Origin of the sequence: Hafnia alvei (assembly GCF_964063325.1) — a bacterium.
Lineage (GTDB): Bacteria > Pseudomonadota > Gammaproteobacteria > Enterobacterales > Enterobacteriaceae > Hafnia > Hafnia alvei_B.
Map to the genome: position 1 here is coordinate 2491750 of NZ_OZ061315.1, position 15121 is coordinate 2506870.

Annotated in this window: 17 protein-coding genes; 8 read left to right on the top strand and 9 right to left on the bottom strand. The window is 48.6% G+C overall.

Annotation, left to right across the window (positions count from 1 at the left end; all coding sequences use genetic code 11):
* Window positions 1–61: 61 nt before the first annotated feature.
* The 5 genes from pdxY to anmK all read right to left on the bottom strand — a co-directional run bounded on the left by pdxY (window position 62) and on the right by anmK (window position 4840).
* Window positions 62–922 carry a pyridoxal kinase PdxY gene (pdxY, locus tag AB3Y96_RS11925; RefSeq protein ID WP_367299287.1) on the bottom strand — a complete coding sequence of 287 codons (861 nt, stop codon included), beginning with the start codon at window positions 920–922 and terminating at the stop codon, window positions 62–64.
* Window positions 923–1019: 97 nt separating this feature from the next.
* Window positions 1020–2294, bottom strand: a complete 1275-nt coding sequence (gene tyrS, locus AB3Y96_RS11930) for a tyrosine--tRNA ligase (protein WP_025801054.1) — start codon at window positions 2292–2294, stop codon at window positions 1020–1022.
* 129 nt (window positions 2295–2423) lie between these two features.
* Window positions 2424–3077, bottom strand: coding sequence for a pyridoxamine 5'-phosphate oxidase (gene pdxH, locus AB3Y96_RS11935; protein ID WP_072309513.1), 654 nt, complete (start codon window positions 3075–3077; stop codon window positions 2424–2426).
* Window positions 3078–3376: 299 nt separating this feature from the next.
* Window positions 3377–3685, bottom strand: coding sequence for an MliC family protein (locus AB3Y96_RS11940; RefSeq protein ID WP_072309514.1), 309 nt, complete (start codon window positions 3683–3685; stop codon window positions 3377–3379).
* A 39-nt stretch (window positions 3686–3724) separates the two neighbouring features.
* Entirely contained in the window at window positions 3725–4840 is a 1116-nt protein-coding gene (gene anmK / locus AB3Y96_RS11945; protein ID WP_367299288.1) for an anhydro-N-acetylmuramic acid kinase, read from the bottom strand.
* A gap of 373 nt (window positions 4841–5213) precedes the next feature.
* Between anmK and AB3Y96_RS11950 the strand changes: the two genes are divergently transcribed.
* Window positions 5214–5684, top strand: a complete 471-nt coding sequence (locus AB3Y96_RS11950; protein WP_025801058.1) for a glycine zipper 2TM domain-containing protein — start codon at window positions 5214–5216, stop codon at window positions 5682–5684.
* Between the two features lie 92 nt (window positions 5685–5776).
* On the opposite strand, the gene slyA is transcribed toward AB3Y96_RS11950, so the two are convergent.
* Complete coding sequence (gene slyA / locus AB3Y96_RS11955; RefSeq protein WP_072309517.1) at window positions 5777–6208, bottom strand: transcriptional regulator SlyA; 432 nt, start codon at window positions 6206–6208, stop codon at window positions 5777–5779.
* A gap of 175 nt (window positions 6209–6383) precedes the next feature.
* Between slyA and AB3Y96_RS11960 the strand changes: the two genes are divergently transcribed.
* Genes AB3Y96_RS11960 through AB3Y96_RS11970 form a run of 3 tightly spaced genes read left to right on the top strand, consistent with a single transcriptional unit; the run spans window position 6384 to window position 9518 of the window.
* On the top strand, window positions 6384–6620 hold the full coding sequence (locus tag AB3Y96_RS11960) for a DUF1656 domain-containing protein (protein WP_046457060.1): 237 nt from the start codon (window positions 6384–6386) through the stop codon (window positions 6618–6620).
* Window positions 6621–6626: 6 nt separating this feature from the next.
* Window positions 6627–7487 (top strand): HlyD family secretion protein, encoded by an 861-nt coding sequence (locus AB3Y96_RS11965; RefSeq protein ID WP_072309518.1) that lies wholly within the window; start codon window positions 6627–6629, stop codon window positions 7485–7487.
* A gap of 9 nt (window positions 7488–7496) precedes the next feature.
* Window positions 7497–9518, top strand: coding sequence for an FUSC family protein (locus AB3Y96_RS11970; RefSeq protein WP_367299289.1), 2022 nt, complete (start codon window positions 7497–7499; stop codon window positions 9516–9518).
* A 4-nt stretch (window positions 9519–9522) separates the two neighbouring features.
* Here the strand turns inward: AB3Y96_RS11970 and AB3Y96_RS11975 are convergent, their stop codons facing one another.
* Together AB3Y96_RS11975 and AB3Y96_RS11980 are read right to left on the bottom strand one after the other, a co-directional pair.
* Entirely contained in the window at window positions 9523–9762 is a 240-nt protein-coding gene (locus AB3Y96_RS11975) for a DUF1289 domain-containing protein (protein WP_367299290.1), read from the bottom strand.
* Window positions 9763–9828: 66 nt separating this feature from the next.
* Window positions 9829–10737, bottom strand: coding sequence for a LysR family transcriptional regulator (locus AB3Y96_RS11980; protein WP_367299291.1), 909 nt, complete (start codon window positions 10735–10737; stop codon window positions 9829–9831).
* A gap of 123 nt (window positions 10738–10860) precedes the next feature.
* Between AB3Y96_RS11980 and AB3Y96_RS11985 the strand changes: the two genes are divergently transcribed.
* The 4 genes from AB3Y96_RS11985 (at window position 10861) to rnt (ending at window position 14293) form a co-directional block, all read left to right on the top strand.
* Window positions 10861–11502 (top strand): NAD(P)-dependent oxidoreductase, encoded by a 642-nt coding sequence (locus AB3Y96_RS11985; RefSeq protein WP_072309521.1) that lies wholly within the window; start codon window positions 10861–10863, stop codon window positions 11500–11502.
* A 254-nt stretch (window positions 11503–11756) separates the two neighbouring features.
* Complete coding sequence (locus AB3Y96_RS11990) at window positions 11757–12854, top strand: alkene reductase (protein ID WP_367299292.1); 1098 nt, start codon at window positions 11757–11759, stop codon at window positions 12852–12854.
* A 203-nt stretch (window positions 12855–13057) separates the two neighbouring features.
* Window positions 13058–13465 carry a lactoylglutathione lyase gene (gene gloA, locus AB3Y96_RS11995; RefSeq protein WP_046457053.1) on the top strand — a complete coding sequence of 136 codons (408 nt, stop codon included), beginning with the start codon at window positions 13058–13060 and terminating at the stop codon, window positions 13463–13465.
* Window positions 13466–13636: 171 nt separating this feature from the next.
* On the top strand, window positions 13637–14293 hold the full coding sequence (rnt, locus tag AB3Y96_RS12000; protein WP_072309523.1) for a ribonuclease T: 657 nt from the start codon (window positions 13637–13639) through the stop codon (window positions 14291–14293).
* A 121-nt stretch (window positions 14294–14414) separates the two neighbouring features.
* Here rnt and AB3Y96_RS12005 read toward each other — a convergent pair whose 3' ends face one another.
* Window positions 14415–14759 carry a Grx4 family monothiol glutaredoxin gene (locus AB3Y96_RS12005; protein ID WP_025801068.1) on the bottom strand — a complete coding sequence of 115 codons (345 nt, stop codon included), beginning with the start codon at window positions 14757–14759 and terminating at the stop codon, window positions 14415–14417.
* Between the last annotated feature and the right edge of the window lie 362 nt (window positions 14760–15121).

The window sequence follows — 15121 nt, forward strand, 5'->3', positions numbered from 1 at the left end:
ATCCCCCTGCACTCATGTAGACCGCAGGAGGATTTTTTTATCAATGCAATATTAAGCCGTTTTACAGCGCCACAGCCGCAAACTGATGCACTGGCTGAGCGATCAGATCCTGAGCTGCCACAACCTGCAGCTCATATTCACCCATTTCTTTGGTGGTCAGCATCACTTCATAAACAGCTGCGGTCACATGTTCTAAGGCTTTCTTCAGCGGCTCACCTTTCAGCATGTTCACCAACAGTAAACCACTGGTTAAATCCCCCACGCCAACCGGCTGGCGGGCACCAAAATCGACCAACGGACGGCTGATGTGCCATGCTTCATCGGCGGTAACCAAGATCATTTCAAAGCGATCTTTGTGATAGCCGGCGTAGGACAAATGTTTAACCAGAACCACTTTCGGTCCGCGAGCAATAACGCTGCGAGCGGAAACCAGCGCTTCTTCTACGCTGTTAATGGTATGTCCCGTCAGCTGTTCCAACTCCAACAGATTAGGCGCCATGATATCGCTACAGGCAACCGCATCGCGCGCAAAAAACTCGGCTACGCCCGGCGCAACGATACACCCTTTTTCCGGATGCCCCATCACTGGGTCGCAGAAATACCAAGCATTTGGGTTGGCAGCTTTGACTTTGCGTACAATATCCAAAATATGTCCGCCCTGTTCTGGCGAACCAATATACCCACTCAATACGGCATCGCAGTTTTTAAGCTGATCGATGTCTGCAATTCCCTGCACAATTTCCGTCAAATGATTGGCTGGCATCACACAGCCAGTCCAGTGACCGTACTGGGTATGATTTGAAAACTGAACGGTGTTCAGTGGCCAGACATTTACGCCCATACGACGCATAGGAAACTCAGCTGCGCTGTTTCCTGCATGACCAAAAACCACATGAGATTGAATAGATAGGATATTTTTCATGGATGCGACCTACTTCACTGTCGCTCTCGACAGCGGTTTATTCATATTAAGGGGAAAATAAGGGGGACCTGAGTCCCCCTTTTATTGCATCCGTGGCTTATTTCCAGCAAATCAGGCAGTAATTCTTTTTACCGCGACGCAATAAAGTAAAGCGTCCGAACAGACGGTCAGCATCGCTGAAGGTATATTCCGGATCAGACTGTTTTTCACCATTGATGGTAATTGCATTCGACGCGATCGTTTTACGCGCCTGACCACGAGACGGCTGTAGCTCGGAATCCACCAGCGCCTGTTGCAAGTCTGCATCACGTGCCAGTTCAACCATTGGCATACCGTCCTGCGCCAGTTGAGCAAAGTCAGCTTCGGTCATTTCGCTCAGCGCGCCAGAGAACAGGCTCTGGGTAATACGTTTTGCAGCGGCTAACCCTTCTTCGCCGTGAACCATGCGGGTCACCAGCTCAGCCAGCACGTATTGTGCACGCGGCGCTTTGCCGCTGTTTTTGTCTTCTTCTTCCAGCGCGTCGATATCCTTCAGGTCCATAAAGGTGAAGAACTTAAGGAAGCGATACACGTCCGCATCGGCGGTGTTGATCCAGAATTGGTAGAATTTGTATGGGCTGGTTTTCTTCGGATCCAGCCACACTGCGCCACCTTCGGTTTTGCCGAATTTGGTGCCATCTGCTTTGGTGATCAACGGAACGGTCAAGCCCCAAACCTGCTTCTGGTGCAGACGACGGGTTAAATCAATACCTGAAGTAATGTTGCCCCACTGGTCAGAACCACCGATTTGCAACTCAACGCCGTGCAGCTCGTTCAGGCTAGCAAAGTCATAACCCTGCAGCAGGTTGTAGGAGAACTCGGTGAACGAGATACCCACGTCGTCACGGTTCAAACGCTGTTTTACCGCTTCTTTGTTGATCATCTGATTAACAGAGAAGTGTTTACCGATATCACGTAGGAAGGTCAGCACGTTCATATTGCCGAACCAATCATAGTTGTTGGCCGCAATAGCGCTGTTTTCACCACAGTCGAAATCGAGGAACGGTGCAACCTGATGGCGGATTTTATCTACCCACTCGTGCACGGTATCCTGCGTATTCAGTTTACGCTCTGTAGCTTTAAAGCTTGGGTCACCGATAAGCCCTGTCGCGCCGCCAACCAAGGCAACAGGCTTATGGCCTTCTAACTGGAAACGTTTCAAGCACAGCAACGGAACCAGATGGCCCAAGTGCAAGCTGTCAGCGGTCGGATCGAAACCGCAATACAGTGCTAGTGGCCCTTGCGCCAGTCGCTCTGCCAACGCTTCTTCATCCGTTACCTGGGCAATGAGGCCCCGCTCTTGCAGTTGTTTAATCAGGTTGCTGCTCGCCATTAAAGACTCCATTAAATTTTAATTTACTACCGCGCGTTCCATACGAGTGATAGTTCGTGCGGGTGATAAGCCCTATAGAATAAAGGGGTCACGCCCATCGCGCTAGATTTAACTGGTGTTTTTCGCTGATTAAGGCGCCAACCGGTCAATTTCCCACGCATCGCCTTGGCGTTGATAAATAAAACGGTCGTGTAAGCGATTTTCTCGCCCCTGCCAGAATTCCATCGAGTTAATTTTTACGCGGTATCCGCCCCAGAAGCTTGGCAAGGGGATTTCACCCTGTAAGAATTTCTGTTTCAGCTCGAGGAACTTACCTTCCAAGATGCCGCGCGTCGAAATGCGTGACGATTGATGAGATACCCAAGCCGCGATTTGGCTATCTTTCGGCCGGCTATGGAAATATTTCATCACTTCTAGCGTCGATAGCTTTTCTGCCGTGCCTAATATGCTGACTTGGCGATCGAGCATATGCCACGGGAAATGCAGGCTAATATGAGGGTTCTCTTCCAGCTGTTGCGCCTTGCGGCTGCCTAGGTTGGTGTAGAACACCATTCCTTGCTGGTCAAAATGCTTGAGTAACACAATGCGCTGATACGGTTGGCCACTTTTGTCTACCGTCGCCACACACATGGCCGTTGGGTCGGCTAAACGCGCCTCACAGGCTTGTTTTAACCAACGCTCAAACATCTCTAGCGGATCGTCCGTCAGATCGCTTCGGCGCAGTCCACCGCGTACATACTCACGACGCAGATCGGCAACATCAAACTCGTTGTTTTCACTCATATTCAGCAGTCCATCACCAGTCCAGAACGCTATTCTGCTCCCGTGGCGGGATAATCTCAATTCACTCACGGCTATCGTTGTGGCTGCATTAGCCATTATTGAGGAAAAAATATGCCTGTGAGCAAATCCCCGTGCCATTCAAAGACGGCAGCAGATATCTATAACACTGAATTGAAAGTAATTTTTCATAGCATTACGAAATGCGTCGACGAGCAGTGACAGTACACCGCGTATTATAGGGACAGTCATTATACGAAAGGGAAAAACGGTTGGGGCCGCGGGTGCAGCCCCAGAAATGATTAAGATTTCAGCACGCAGTCGTTAATGATGATTTGGTCGTTACGTTCGATAAACGCGGTATTGCCTTTAGACCAGAAGGTGTACTTACCGTCGCTGTAACGCGCGCCGGACGCAGAAATCACCTGTGGTAGCGTTAACTGATTGCCATCCATGATGAAACTGACCTGATCCTTCTGATTATCCACGGTTACGGTCAACGGAGTCGTACCACATTGGTAACTCAGCGGCTCAGGCGCAGCCTCTTTGTGCGCGGTCTGACAACCTGCCAATAATAAAATCGCACCTGCGGCAGCGATATATTTAAACATGAGCGTTCTCCCATTGTATTTTTAAATTGAATCAGAAAATCAAATTGCGTGGTTGGCTGGATAAATCGCGCCAAGAACGGTTTCCTGTGAAGCACCAGTGACCGAAGGTAAGTTACCGGGCATACCCGATAACGTACGGTAAGCCAGCCAGGCGAAGGCCAACGCTTCCATATCATCGCCACTCACGCCATAGGCGTCAGTGCTACAGACTTCGGTTCCCGCCAGCAACGCCGCCATACGACTCATAATGAGCGGATTTCTCGCCCCTCCGCCGCATACCAGTAAACGTTCACAGCCGCCCGCCAATTGAACCTGATCGCAAATGCTAATTGCGGTAAGCTCCACCAGCGTAGCCTGAACGTCTACGGCGGCAATCGCCGGGAATTGGGCTAGCTGCTGCTCCAACCAGCCCAAATTAAACAGCTCTCGCCCCGTGCTTTTCGGCGCCGGACGCGCAAAATAAGGGGCAGCCAAAAGGTGTTGCAATAAAGGCTGATTCACCGAGCCCTGTTTTGCCCACGCAGCATCTTCGTCATAGGCCTTGCAATGATTACGCCAGATCCAAGCATCCAGCAGCATATTACCGGGACCGGTATCGAACCCTCTGACCGGTAACCCCGGTAAAAGCAGGGAAAGATTAGCGATGCCGCCAATATTAAGCACCATGCGCCGTTCTACCGGATGCGTGAGTAACGCATGATGGAAAGCAGGCACTAACGGCGCGCCTTGCCCGCCATAGGCCATATCGCGGCGGCGAAAATCACCCACGGTCGTAATCGCAGTGAGTGCGGCAACACGGTTATTGTCACCCAACTGCATGGTAAACGGATTATCACCCTCGGGCTGATGCCAAACGGTTTGGCCGTGACAGCCAATGGCCGTAATGTCTTGCGGTGTCAGCGAGGCTTGCTTTAATAAATGGTTAATCGCTTCGGCATAGAGACTTCCCATCTGTCGGTCTAACTCACCGACCTGCGCTAGCGTCACCGCTTGCCCTTGGCACATGCCTAAAATTGATTGTTTTACGTCCATAGGAATGGGATGTGAATATCTGCTTTGCTGTGCGACCATCCGCTCATCAATAGCGGCAATGACAACGTCGATCCCGTCAAGGCTGGTTCCTGACATCACGCCAATGTACCGTCCCGATCTCATTTCATCGTCCTTATTTATTTTCGTTAGTTGAAATTAGCCTCTTCAGCCACTAAACGGAACCGGATTTATCTAATTTCCGTGCCAATATCATAAACATTGCTGACCTTTCTTGACGTAATATTTTCCTTACGAACGATTCGTAGACTGACAAAATGCAGTAAAATAGTAAAAGAGTTGGTGATTATTTAAACCGACAAAACTTAAACGGTCGTTTATTGTTGGTTGAGTCAATCATCTGTATGCTACAGCGATACAGGCATTGGTATAGGCAATAGTTTGTTTATAGCCAACCTTTTAGAGTAAACACACAGCCGTAACGACAGGCCAAAAAACAAGCCCGCGCGTAGAAGGCTAGAATGGAAGGAATATTGTTATGATTAAGCGTCTTATTGTTATCGCTCTTGCCGGCGCTTCATTGGCTGGTTGTGCAAACACCAGCACATTATCTGGTGACGTTTATACTGCGGGTCAGGCTAAAGAAGTTCAGCAGGTTACTTACGGTAGCATCGTGTCAATTCAGCCGGTTCGTATTCAGGCTGGCAACGATAGCAACGTCATTGGCTCTATCGGTGGCGCGGTGTTAGGTGGTTTCTTAGGTAACACCGTGGGCGGCGGTACTGGTCGTAGCTTAGCAACGGCGGCTGGCGCAGTTGCGGGCGGCTTAGCCGGTAACAGCATTGAAGGTGCTGTTAACCGTACCGATGGCGTGCAGTTAGTGGTACGTAAAGACGATGGCAAAACGATTGCCGTAGTGCAGAAAAACGGCAGCAAACCTTTCGCGGTTGGTCAGCGTGTCATGCTGCTGTCTAGCGGCAGCAGCGTCAGCGTCTCAGCGACTAACTAAGCCTGATTGGCTTAGTTAAACGAGAACACGAAACCGGAGGCAATGCCTCCGGTTTTTTTTGGTTTGCTGTTAGTAATAAAAAATAATTATAATTATTTGTTTTGTAAGTGAATTATATTTTGTTCCAGACGCTCAATTAAGCTAGTCAGCAGTGTCACTTCTTCTGGTGAAACGCCAGATAAGATCTCACCACGCGTCATCGTGATAACGTCATTAACTTCCTTGATAATAGGTGCAGCTTCTTCCGTCAACTTAATGCGTTTAGCGCGGCGATCGTTTGCGCAGGTATGGCGTGTAATTAAGCCCTTCTCTTCAAGCTGGTCCAACGTGCGAACTAATGAAGGCTGCTCAATGCCGATAGCTTTAGCCAGTTGGATCTGAGACTGCTCCGGCGGTAGACGATTAATATTGTATAGAGTAACCCAATGCGTTTGTGTCAATTCAAGCGGTTTCAAACGCTGATCAATTAACGCTCTCCATACACGAACTAATCGTGCTAAATCCGAGCCTAGTGTCGATTCCAATTTACTCTCCTTATAATTAGCGTGCTAAGATACTCACCCAGAGTAGCTACTAGTTTGGTTCTCAATCGTAAAAATTTCAAATGTATATCTATATCCTCCAGAAAATAATCTATGCTTATGGACAATTAACATCTATGTTACCTATAAATCTCTTAATGGATCGGGAGTGGTAAACATGGACATCCTTTCTTCATCCCAAGGCTCACCGTTGCCAGATCTGATATTAGGCGCATCGCTCTATTTTCCGCCTATTTTTAAAGCTGTTTTACTCGGTATTGTTTTCTGGTTGCTTATTCATCGTTTATTCCGCGATGTGATTTACTCTGGCGATATTTGGCATCCAACGCTAATGGATTTGTCAATTTTCGTCATCTGTGTAAGCACCAGTCTTTGGCTATTAACCAGTTGGTAAAATAATATGAAACAGAACACATTACGCTACTTCTCAACGGTTATAGTTTGTGCAATTGCAATCACCGCCGGCTGGTGGGCTTGGAATTATTATATGCAATCGCCTTGGACGCGAGATGGTAAAGTCCGTGCCGAGCTCGTCAATATTACACCAGAAGTATCGGGAAAAATAATTAAAGTAAATATCAGTGATAACCAACAGGTAAAACAAGGTGAACTGTTATTTTCTTTAGACCCTACGCCGTTCGAAATTGCGCTAAGTAATGCCAATGCCGCGATGGCTAAGGCCGAGTCAGATTTAGCCAAAGCTAACCATGAAGCCGCTCGCCGTGGAAACCTACCGCGTAACGTTATCTCCGCAGAAGACCTCGACGAGGCCCAACTGAATGCGCAAGCAATGAAAGCGAATTATAAATCCGCGCAATCTAATTTGGAACAGGCTGAGTGGAATTTACACCACACAAATATTTATGCTCCGGTCAGTGGATTTATAACTAATTTACAAACCCGAGTGGGAAATTATGCCTCTATTGGCTCACCGCTCGTGGCTCTTATTGATATTAATTCGTTTTATGTGATGGGTTATTTCGAAGAAACCAAACTCAGACATATAAACATCGGAAATAACGTGGATATAACTCTGTATAACGGAAATATTCCATTACAGGGACGCGTAGAAAGTATTGGCCGCGCAATTTATGACCAAAGCGTCGATAGCAGCGATAATATGCTGCTTAATGTAAAACCGAACGTGCCTTGGGTACGACTGGCTCAACGGGTGCCGATCCGAATTAAGCTTGAAAATGTGCCTAAAGATGTTTTGCTGGTTGCGGGAACCACCTGCACAATTTCTGTTCGCAGCCGTTAACAGGACAGCATGGTGAATTTCTCTTGGCTAGATTGGCGCAATACTCCGTGGGCAAAAGCCAACGCAGCACAATGGCGTTATGCACTTCGCAACGCTATTGCCATGTGTTTGGCGCTCTGGGTCGCTTTTTTATTAGATCTGGATGACCCCTATTGGGCGTTTACGTCTGCCGCCGTAGTGAGTTTCCCTACCGTTGGCGGGGTTATCAGCAAGAGTATCGGCCGCATCGCGGGCAGCCTAATCGGCGCCGCAGCTTCCGTATTGATCGCAGGACAAACACTAAACGACCCTTGGTTATTTACTTTTTATATTGCGGCGTGGATTTCGCTTTGCACCTATGTCTCGAATCATTACCAAAATAACGTCGCCTACGCTTTTGCTTTAGCAGGTTATACCGCTGCGATCATCGCCTTCTCAACGGCAGAATCCACCGATACCATGCAAATTTTTGATATTGCACAGGCTCGCGTCTGCGAAGTGATCACAGGAATTCTGTGCGGTGCCTTTATGATGATGATTCTGCCGAGCACGTCCGATGGCAACAATCTCGTGACCTCGCTACGCAGAATGCATCAGCGTTTACTGGAACATGCCACCATGGTGTGGCATCCAGAAACAACACCAGAGATGCGGACATCCCATGAAGGTCTGATCGGCCAAATCCTGACCATGAATATCTTGCGTATTCAGGCATTCTGGAGCAACCACCGGATGCGAAGTCGCAATAATGTGCTCAATTTTTTACTGCATCGACAACTGCGGCTAACCAGCGTGATTTCCAGCATTCGTCGAATGCTGGTGAATTGGCCCGAACGTCCTGAATTCTTGCAGGATGTATTACAAGACACCCTAAAAGAGCTGCAGGATCCTAACACCAACAAATATCGTTTAGCCAAAATTCTCAGCCGCATTTATCCGCAGGATCCAAGCGATTATCGGCTACGCACGTTTTATCTGCGTCTACGTTATTTCTGCTGGCTCTATTTACAAGGCAGCCGGTGGATTCGCCACATCGAAAACTCAACCCCAGAAGATAGCTTTTCGCCGCCAAAAGTTCACAGTATCGCGCGGCATACGGATAGTATGGAGTCGGGCTACAATGCTTTGCGTACGTTTATTGTGCTCATCGTCGGCTGTGGATTCTGGATTAATACCCAATGGGATGCGGGCTCTGCGGCATTAACTATTACCGCAATTACCTGCGTGCTCTATTCCACGTCAGCCTCCCCTATGACCAGCCTAAGCACGTTATTCAAAGCGATGGTGTTGCTGTCCATTGGCTGCTATCTGGCAAAATTTGGGTTGATGATTCAAATCGATGACTTCTGGGTGTTCTGTGCATTCCTGCTGCCGGTTTTACTCACTATGCAGTTGATCAAACTACAAAATCCTAAAACCGCGGCGCTATGGGGACAGCTGATTGTCTTCATGGGTTCATTTTTGTTGGTCACCAACCCACCAGAATACGATTACAGCAGTTTCGTGAACGGTAACATCGCTAAAATTTGCGGTGTATTGCTGGCAGCCGTGGCATTTCAAATCCTGCGGCCAAGCTCTGATAAACGTAAAAGTCGCCGAATCGTTCGCGCTCTGCGGCTAGATTTTATGGATCAGATAAGCCGTCATCCTCAACAGGATGAAAGCCAGTTCGAGTCTCGGATTTATCATCGCATCAGCCAGCTTAATCAAAGCAAGGATGAACTATCGCGTATTTGGGTGCTGCGTTGGGGCGTCGTGTTACTTAACTGTAGCCATATAGTATGGCAACTGCGGGAATGGCAGACACGTTCCGATCCACTTTCTGCGGTGCGCGACGTTTGCATACACTGCTTGAAAGGGATTATGACGGAGAAAGGCGTTCAGCATGAGTCGCTCGATGGCACCTTAGCCGAACTGTTAAGGATCAGCGAGGTGTTATCTCGCCATCCGGATCAAAGCGGCCGTGATTTAGCCGGTCTGGTATGGCGCTTATATTGTTCTTTATCGCAGCTACAGCAAAGCGTGGTCTCTTCAGTGACAAGCAAGCCCTGAGATATCAAAACAACGATGGCTGCTCCGGCGGATTGATTTGATCGGCATTATCGTTGCGCCGCTGACGTAAAAATCGTTGGCGGCACAAACGGAGCACATCGCGTTTTTGCGGATCGCTCAGTTTCATCCAGTCAAACCGTTCTTCTCGGCTACGCATACAGCCACGACAGTAGCCCCGATCGTCCGTCTGGCATATACCTCGACACGGGCTAGGAATATCAAAAAACTCAAGCTGCTGGGCCACGATATACCTCCTGCTTACTATCCTAAGTGAAGACGCAAACAAGGAACTGAGCAAATCAATTTTCGTTTAATATTCTGTATCTTTATATGTCTGAAAGAAATTACGCAAGCAGAGCATAGCCTGACGGCTTTTTTCAGTATGCACTCTCTCTAACGTTAATGCGTGCAGCTTGAGCGGCGTGGGTCGCCATTCAGGTAACAGCACCACTAACTCTCCTCTCTGAAGCTCATGGCTGATTTCATACAGCGGCTGTACTGAGATCCCTAATCCCTCCAGCGTAAATGCGCGTAATACATTCATGCTGCTACTGCCGGTGGCAATATCGGGCAGCCGAATTTTGCACACTTCCCCGCTGCGTTTTTGTAAGGTGATTGAGGTAGGAATTGCATCGTTGGTGCTGATCAACCACTGATGCTGCGTCAATTCATGCGGGGATTCAGGTATCCCGCAGCGGTTTAAATAACGCGGCGATGCACATAACACCATCGGCCACGTCGCGAGCGGATGCGCAATATAAGAAGCATCGTCCAATTGTCGATTAACCCGCAAAGCAATATCAGCGCGAATATCAATTAAATTAATAATTTCATCGTTAGCTAAGATCCGCAGACTCAGCTTGGGATGAGCTTGCAATAGCGGGGCAAGAGCCTGCGCAAGCGGTGTTCCACCAAGACCTATCGTTGTAGCAATGCGCAATTCGCCAACCAGCGTGTCGCGCATTTCGGCCAGTCTTTGCTCCGCCTGACTCGCCTCATGCAACATGGCTTTGCAGCCTGGATAAAATGCCGCGCCCGCATCAGTGAGCGTTAGTTTTCGCGTAGAACGATGCAGCAGCGCCACACCCAAACTCTGCTCTAGCGTTCGCATATGTTGACTCACCGCGGAAGCGCTCATGCCTAAACGCCGCCCCGCCGCGCTGAGTGAACCTTCCGCGACGACAACGGCAAATACCGCCATACGATTAAGTTTATCCATCGAATCCCCCTTCCCATCTTAAAGTTTTACTTAAAGAAGTTAGTGGCAATATGCCACTTATCAGCCACGCTGTTAAGGCTTAAAGTTTCTCTATCGCAATCAATGTTGAAAAAGGAATGAATAATGAAACTCGCTATTATCGGTGCAACAGGTTTTGTCGGTCGTGTGGTGGTTAACGAGGCGCTGGCGCGTGGTCATGACGTTACCGCCATCGCTCGTCATACCAAAGATTTACCCACTAATAGCCATTTGCATATTGCACTTGGCGATGTGACCGACATTGATTGGCTGGCACAAACGCTCAAAGGCGTAGATGCGATAATCAGCGCCTTTAACCCCGGCTGGACCGATCCTGATCTGTACGCCAACTTTGTCAAAGGTAGCAATGCTATTTTGAAAGCGGTCGAAAAATCAGGCGTGAAACGTTTCTTGGTGGTCGGCGGCGCGGGTAGCCTTGAAGTGGCACCAGGCGTTGAACTGCTCGATACACCACAGTTCCCCGCAGAGATCCGTCCTGGCGCGCAAGGTGCTCGCGAACTGCGTGACACATTACGTGCCGGTAGCCAACTGGATTGGACGTTATTATCCCCCGCGGCCATGCTAAAGCCGGGTCAACGTACCGGCAGTTTCCGTTTGGGTACAACGTCATTGCTGATGAACGGTGATGCGCCTGCCAGTATTTCCGTTGAGGATCTTGCCGTTGTCATCCTGAATGAAATTGAACAACCACAATTTATTAAGCAGCAATTCACCGCCGCTTACTAAGCCACAATCCTCTCCTAATCCCCCTTTCCCACGAACAGTCGCGTGCTGTTCGTGCGCGTTTCACTCTCTGTAACTGCCTATAATTCCTGCGTTTACAATTATTTCTTCACAAACTATCTGTGCTTGTATTGACTTAGACCAACTGGTCTATTAGTCTTTGCCCAAGCCTCGCTGTCACGTTTTACCCACGTCTGACGAGCTAACCTAAACTTCGTGGCGCATGATAATGCGCAACAACTGCAACAGGATTGACTATGAAAATCGAAAAGTTATTCACTCCGGTCACCGTTGGTGACGTTACTTTACCTAATCGCGTTTTCATGGCTCCGCTGACACGCTTGCGCAGCATAGAACCGGGTGATATTCCAACCCCGCTGATGGGTGAATACTACAACCAGCGCGCGGGCGCAGGTTTGATCATTACTGAGGCCACTCAGGTTTCATTCCAAGCCAAAGGGTATGCCGGTGCTCCAGGCCTGCATACGCCAGAGCAGCTAGCCGCATGGAAAAAAATTGTGTCAGGCGTCCATAAGCAAGGCGGACATATCGCCGTACAGCTGTGGCACGTTGGTCGTATTTCTCATAATAGCCTGCAGCCTAACCAACAGGCTCCCGTTGCACCTTCTGCGATTGCCGCCGATACCCGCACCACCGTACGTGATGAAAATGGTCACTGGGTACGCGTGCCTTGTTCAGAACCTCGCGCTTTAGAAACCAGTGAAATTCCGGGCATCGTTAACGATTTCCGTCATGCGGTGAGCCTTGCTAGCCAAGCCGGTTTTGATCTGGTTGAGCTTCACGCTGCCCATGGCTATTTATTGCATCAATTCATGTCACCGGCCTCAAACCACCGCACCGATCAATACGGTGGCAACATTGAAAATCGCGCACGTTTAACTCTAGAAGTCGTTGACGCTGCGATTGCCGAATCTGGCGCAGGCCGCGTTGGGATCCGTATTTCTCCATTAGGCCCGTTCAATGGTCTGGACAATGGTGAAGATCAAGAAGAAGCGGCGCTTTACCTGATCGGTCAGCTTAACCAACGTAAAATTGCCTACCTGCATCTTTCTGAGCCAGATTGGGCAGGCGGCAAGCCTTATTCAGAGGCATTCCGTCAGGCAGTTCGCAAACAGTTTAGCGGCGTCATTATTGGTTCAGGCGGATATACCGCAGAAAAGGCCGAAACGTTGTTGAACCAAGGTCTCATTGATGCAGTGGCTTTTGGTCGTAACTTTATCGCTAACCCTGATTTGGTCGAGCGCTTAGAGAAAAAAGCCCCACTGAATACGCCACATCCTGAAACCTTCTACGGTGGTGATGCTAAAGGCTACACAGATTATCCAACGCTATAGCTGCAATATTAATACCTTGGCATAGCTGCCAACCCTCTGACCGCCTCCACTCTGTCAGAGGGTTTTTTATTTACGGCTCTGGCGATTAATCAGGGGCTTTTATTGATCGCTGAAAGTAGGCTGTTACAATGTGTCTACATCCTGTCGCTATTGCTGATAGCGAAGCCTTGTCATCAAGGCCATTCTAATTTCAGAGGGAAATTATGCGTTTACTTCATACCATGCTGCGTGTTGGTCATCTGCAACGCTCAATCGACTTCTACACCAACGTTTTAGGCATGCGTCTGCTGCGTACCAGCGAGAACGAAGAGTATAAATACTCCCTTGCGTTCGTCGGCTACAGTGATGAGAGCGTGGGTTCCGTTATCGAACTGACCTACAACTGGGGCGTAGAAAGCTACGACATGGGCACCGCGTTTGGCCATTTGGCATTAGGCGTTGATGATGTTGCAGCGACCTGTGAAAACATCCGCAAGGCGGGTGGAAAAGTCACGCGTGAAGCAGGCCCGGTTAAAGGGGGGAGTACTATTATTGCTTTTGTTGAAGATCCCGATGGCTACAAAATCGAACTGATCGAAAACAAACAGGCAGATGCAGGCTTAGGGAACTAACCTCGCCTCCCTAGGATAAAACCTGACTGTTTTGCTTAAAAATCCAGCGAACGCATAGCCGTTCGCTTTTTTATGTTTTACCTGAATGAGAGTCGCCCCACGTTTGCTGACTGCAAACTGCAAAAAAATTTGCCATAATGCGCGCTGCATTCCATAGACCAGAAGTTGAACATGGCTGAAACCACCAATCTTAATACGCTGAGCGCGCGTTTTCGCGGGTTCTATCCTGTTGTCATTGATGTCGAAACTGCGGGTTTTGATGCCAACACCAACGCGCTACTTGAAATTGCGGCAGTCACGTTACGCATGACTGACGATGGATGGTTAGAGCCACATGAAACACTTCATTTCCACGTTGAGCCTTTTGTTGGCTCCGTTCTTGTTCCAGAGGCTCTGGCATTCAACGGCATCGATCCTGAAAATCCATTGCGTGGCGCGGTGAGCGAATACGAAGCGCTGCATGCTATTTTCAAAGCGGTTCGTAAAGGCATTAAAGATCAGGACTGTAATCGTGCGGTAATCGTTGCGCATAACGCGCACTTCGATCATTCATTTGTGATGGCCGCCGCAGAACGTGCTGGTTTAAAACGCAATCCATTCCATCCGTTCGCCACCTTTGATACTGCCGCCCTGAGCGGTTTGGTATTAGGACAAACCGTGCTGGCGAAAGCCTGTATCGCCGCAGAGATCCCCTTTGATAGCACTCAGGCCCACTCTGCGCTATATGATACTGAACAAACCGCAACGCTGTTTTGTGAGTTGGTAAACCGCTGGAAACGTATGGGTGGATGGCCATTGCCAACGCCTGCGCCAGAAACCACCGAATAGTCTGCCTCTTTTTCTTGTTGCAGCACCGAGCGGTGTAAGAATTTTTATTTCTGAGTTAACGCAATAAATTATAAAGGCGCCCTTAGGCGCCTTTTATTTTTCTCACAATAATCATCAACGATTACTGTTCTTCCTGCGCAGGATGCTTCGCAGCAGTCTCTTTAATCAGCTGCTGCAGTTCGCCAGCACGGTACATCTCAATAATGATGTCACAGCCGCCAACCAGTTCACCCTCAACCCACAGCTGCGGGAAGGTTGGCCAGTTCGCATATTTTGGCAGTTCAGCACGAATATCCGGATTTTGCAGAATATCAACATAGGCAAAACGTTCGCCACAGGCCGACAATGCCTGAACGGCTTGCGCAGAGAAGCCACAGCTTGGCAATTTTGGTGAGCCTTTCATGTACAAAATAATCGGGTTTTCAGCCAGTTGACGCTGAATTTTTTCAATGGTGGTCATTGTCATTTTAGTTTACTTCCTCTAGCCAGTGTTATGCCTATGGCATGCAAGTGCATATCGAATTATTGTACTGGATTGTACCGAGTGTCGCTCTGAGAAAAAAACGCCATCTTTTATGTGGCTATTATCTGAATTTCAACATCCCGTCACAGCGTAAGCTCAGTTTAATCTAAAAACGTGCTATGCTATATCCGTTTTGTACACGATCAGAATTACCGCGTTTTTTGAACAAAACAGTATCTGATTCAATCACCGTAACATTTGGTCACAAAGAGAATATAAATAGCAGAAATGAATGCTGTTTTGTTGCGGCGGTTTATTTAATACTGTTTGCCATGTTTTTTGCTTGGGACAAAGTCTGGAACCTA

Coding starts and splice junctions, on each gene's coding strand:
- pdxY (WP_367299287.1), bottom strand. CDS start 922: ATGAAAAATATCCTATCTATTCAATCTCATGTGGTTTTTGGTCATGCA.
- tyrS (WP_025801054.1), bottom strand. CDS start 2,294: ATGGCGAGCAGCAACCTGATTAAACAACTGCAAGAGCGGGGCCTCATT.
- pdxH (WP_072309513.1), bottom strand. CDS start 3,077: ATGAGTGAAAACAACGAGTTTGATGTTGCCGATCTGCGTCGTGAGTAT.
- AB3Y96_RS11940 (WP_072309514.1), bottom strand. CDS start 3,685: ATGTTTAAATATATCGCTGCCGCAGGTGCGATTTTATTATTGGCAGGT.
- anmK (WP_367299288.1), bottom strand. CDS start 4,840: ATGAGATCGGGACGGTACATTGGCGTGATGTCAGGAACCAGCCTTGAC.
- AB3Y96_RS11950 (WP_025801058.1), top strand. CDS start 5,214: ATGATTAAGCGTCTTATTGTTATCGCTCTTGCCGGCGCTTCATTGGCT.
- AB3Y96_RS11960 (WP_046457060.1), top strand. CDS start 6,384: ATGGACATCCTTTCTTCATCCCAAGGCTCACCGTTGCCAGATCTGATA.
- AB3Y96_RS11965 (WP_072309518.1), top strand. CDS start 6,627: ATGAAACAGAACACATTACGCTACTTCTCAACGGTTATAGTTTGTGCA.
- AB3Y96_RS11970 (WP_367299289.1), top strand. CDS start 7,497: ATGGTGAATTTCTCTTGGCTAGATTGGCGCAATACTCCGTGGGCAAAA.
- AB3Y96_RS11980 (WP_367299291.1), bottom strand. CDS start 10,737: ATGGATAAACTTAATCGTATGGCGGTATTTGCCGTTGTCGTCGCGGAA.
- AB3Y96_RS11985 (WP_072309521.1), top strand. CDS start 10,861: ATGAAACTCGCTATTATCGGTGCAACAGGTTTTGTCGGTCGTGTGGTG.
- AB3Y96_RS11990 (WP_367299292.1), top strand. CDS start 11,757: ATGAAAATCGAAAAGTTATTCACTCCGGTCACCGTTGGTGACGTTACT.
- gloA (WP_046457053.1), top strand. CDS start 13,058: ATGCGTTTACTTCATACCATGCTGCGTGTTGGTCATCTGCAACGCTCA.
- rnt (WP_072309523.1), top strand. CDS start 13,637: ATGGCTGAAACCACCAATCTTAATACGCTGAGCGCGCGTTTTCGCGGG.
- AB3Y96_RS12005 (WP_025801068.1), bottom strand. CDS start 14,759: ATGACAATGACCACCATTGAAAAAATTCAGCGTCAACTGGCTGAAAAC.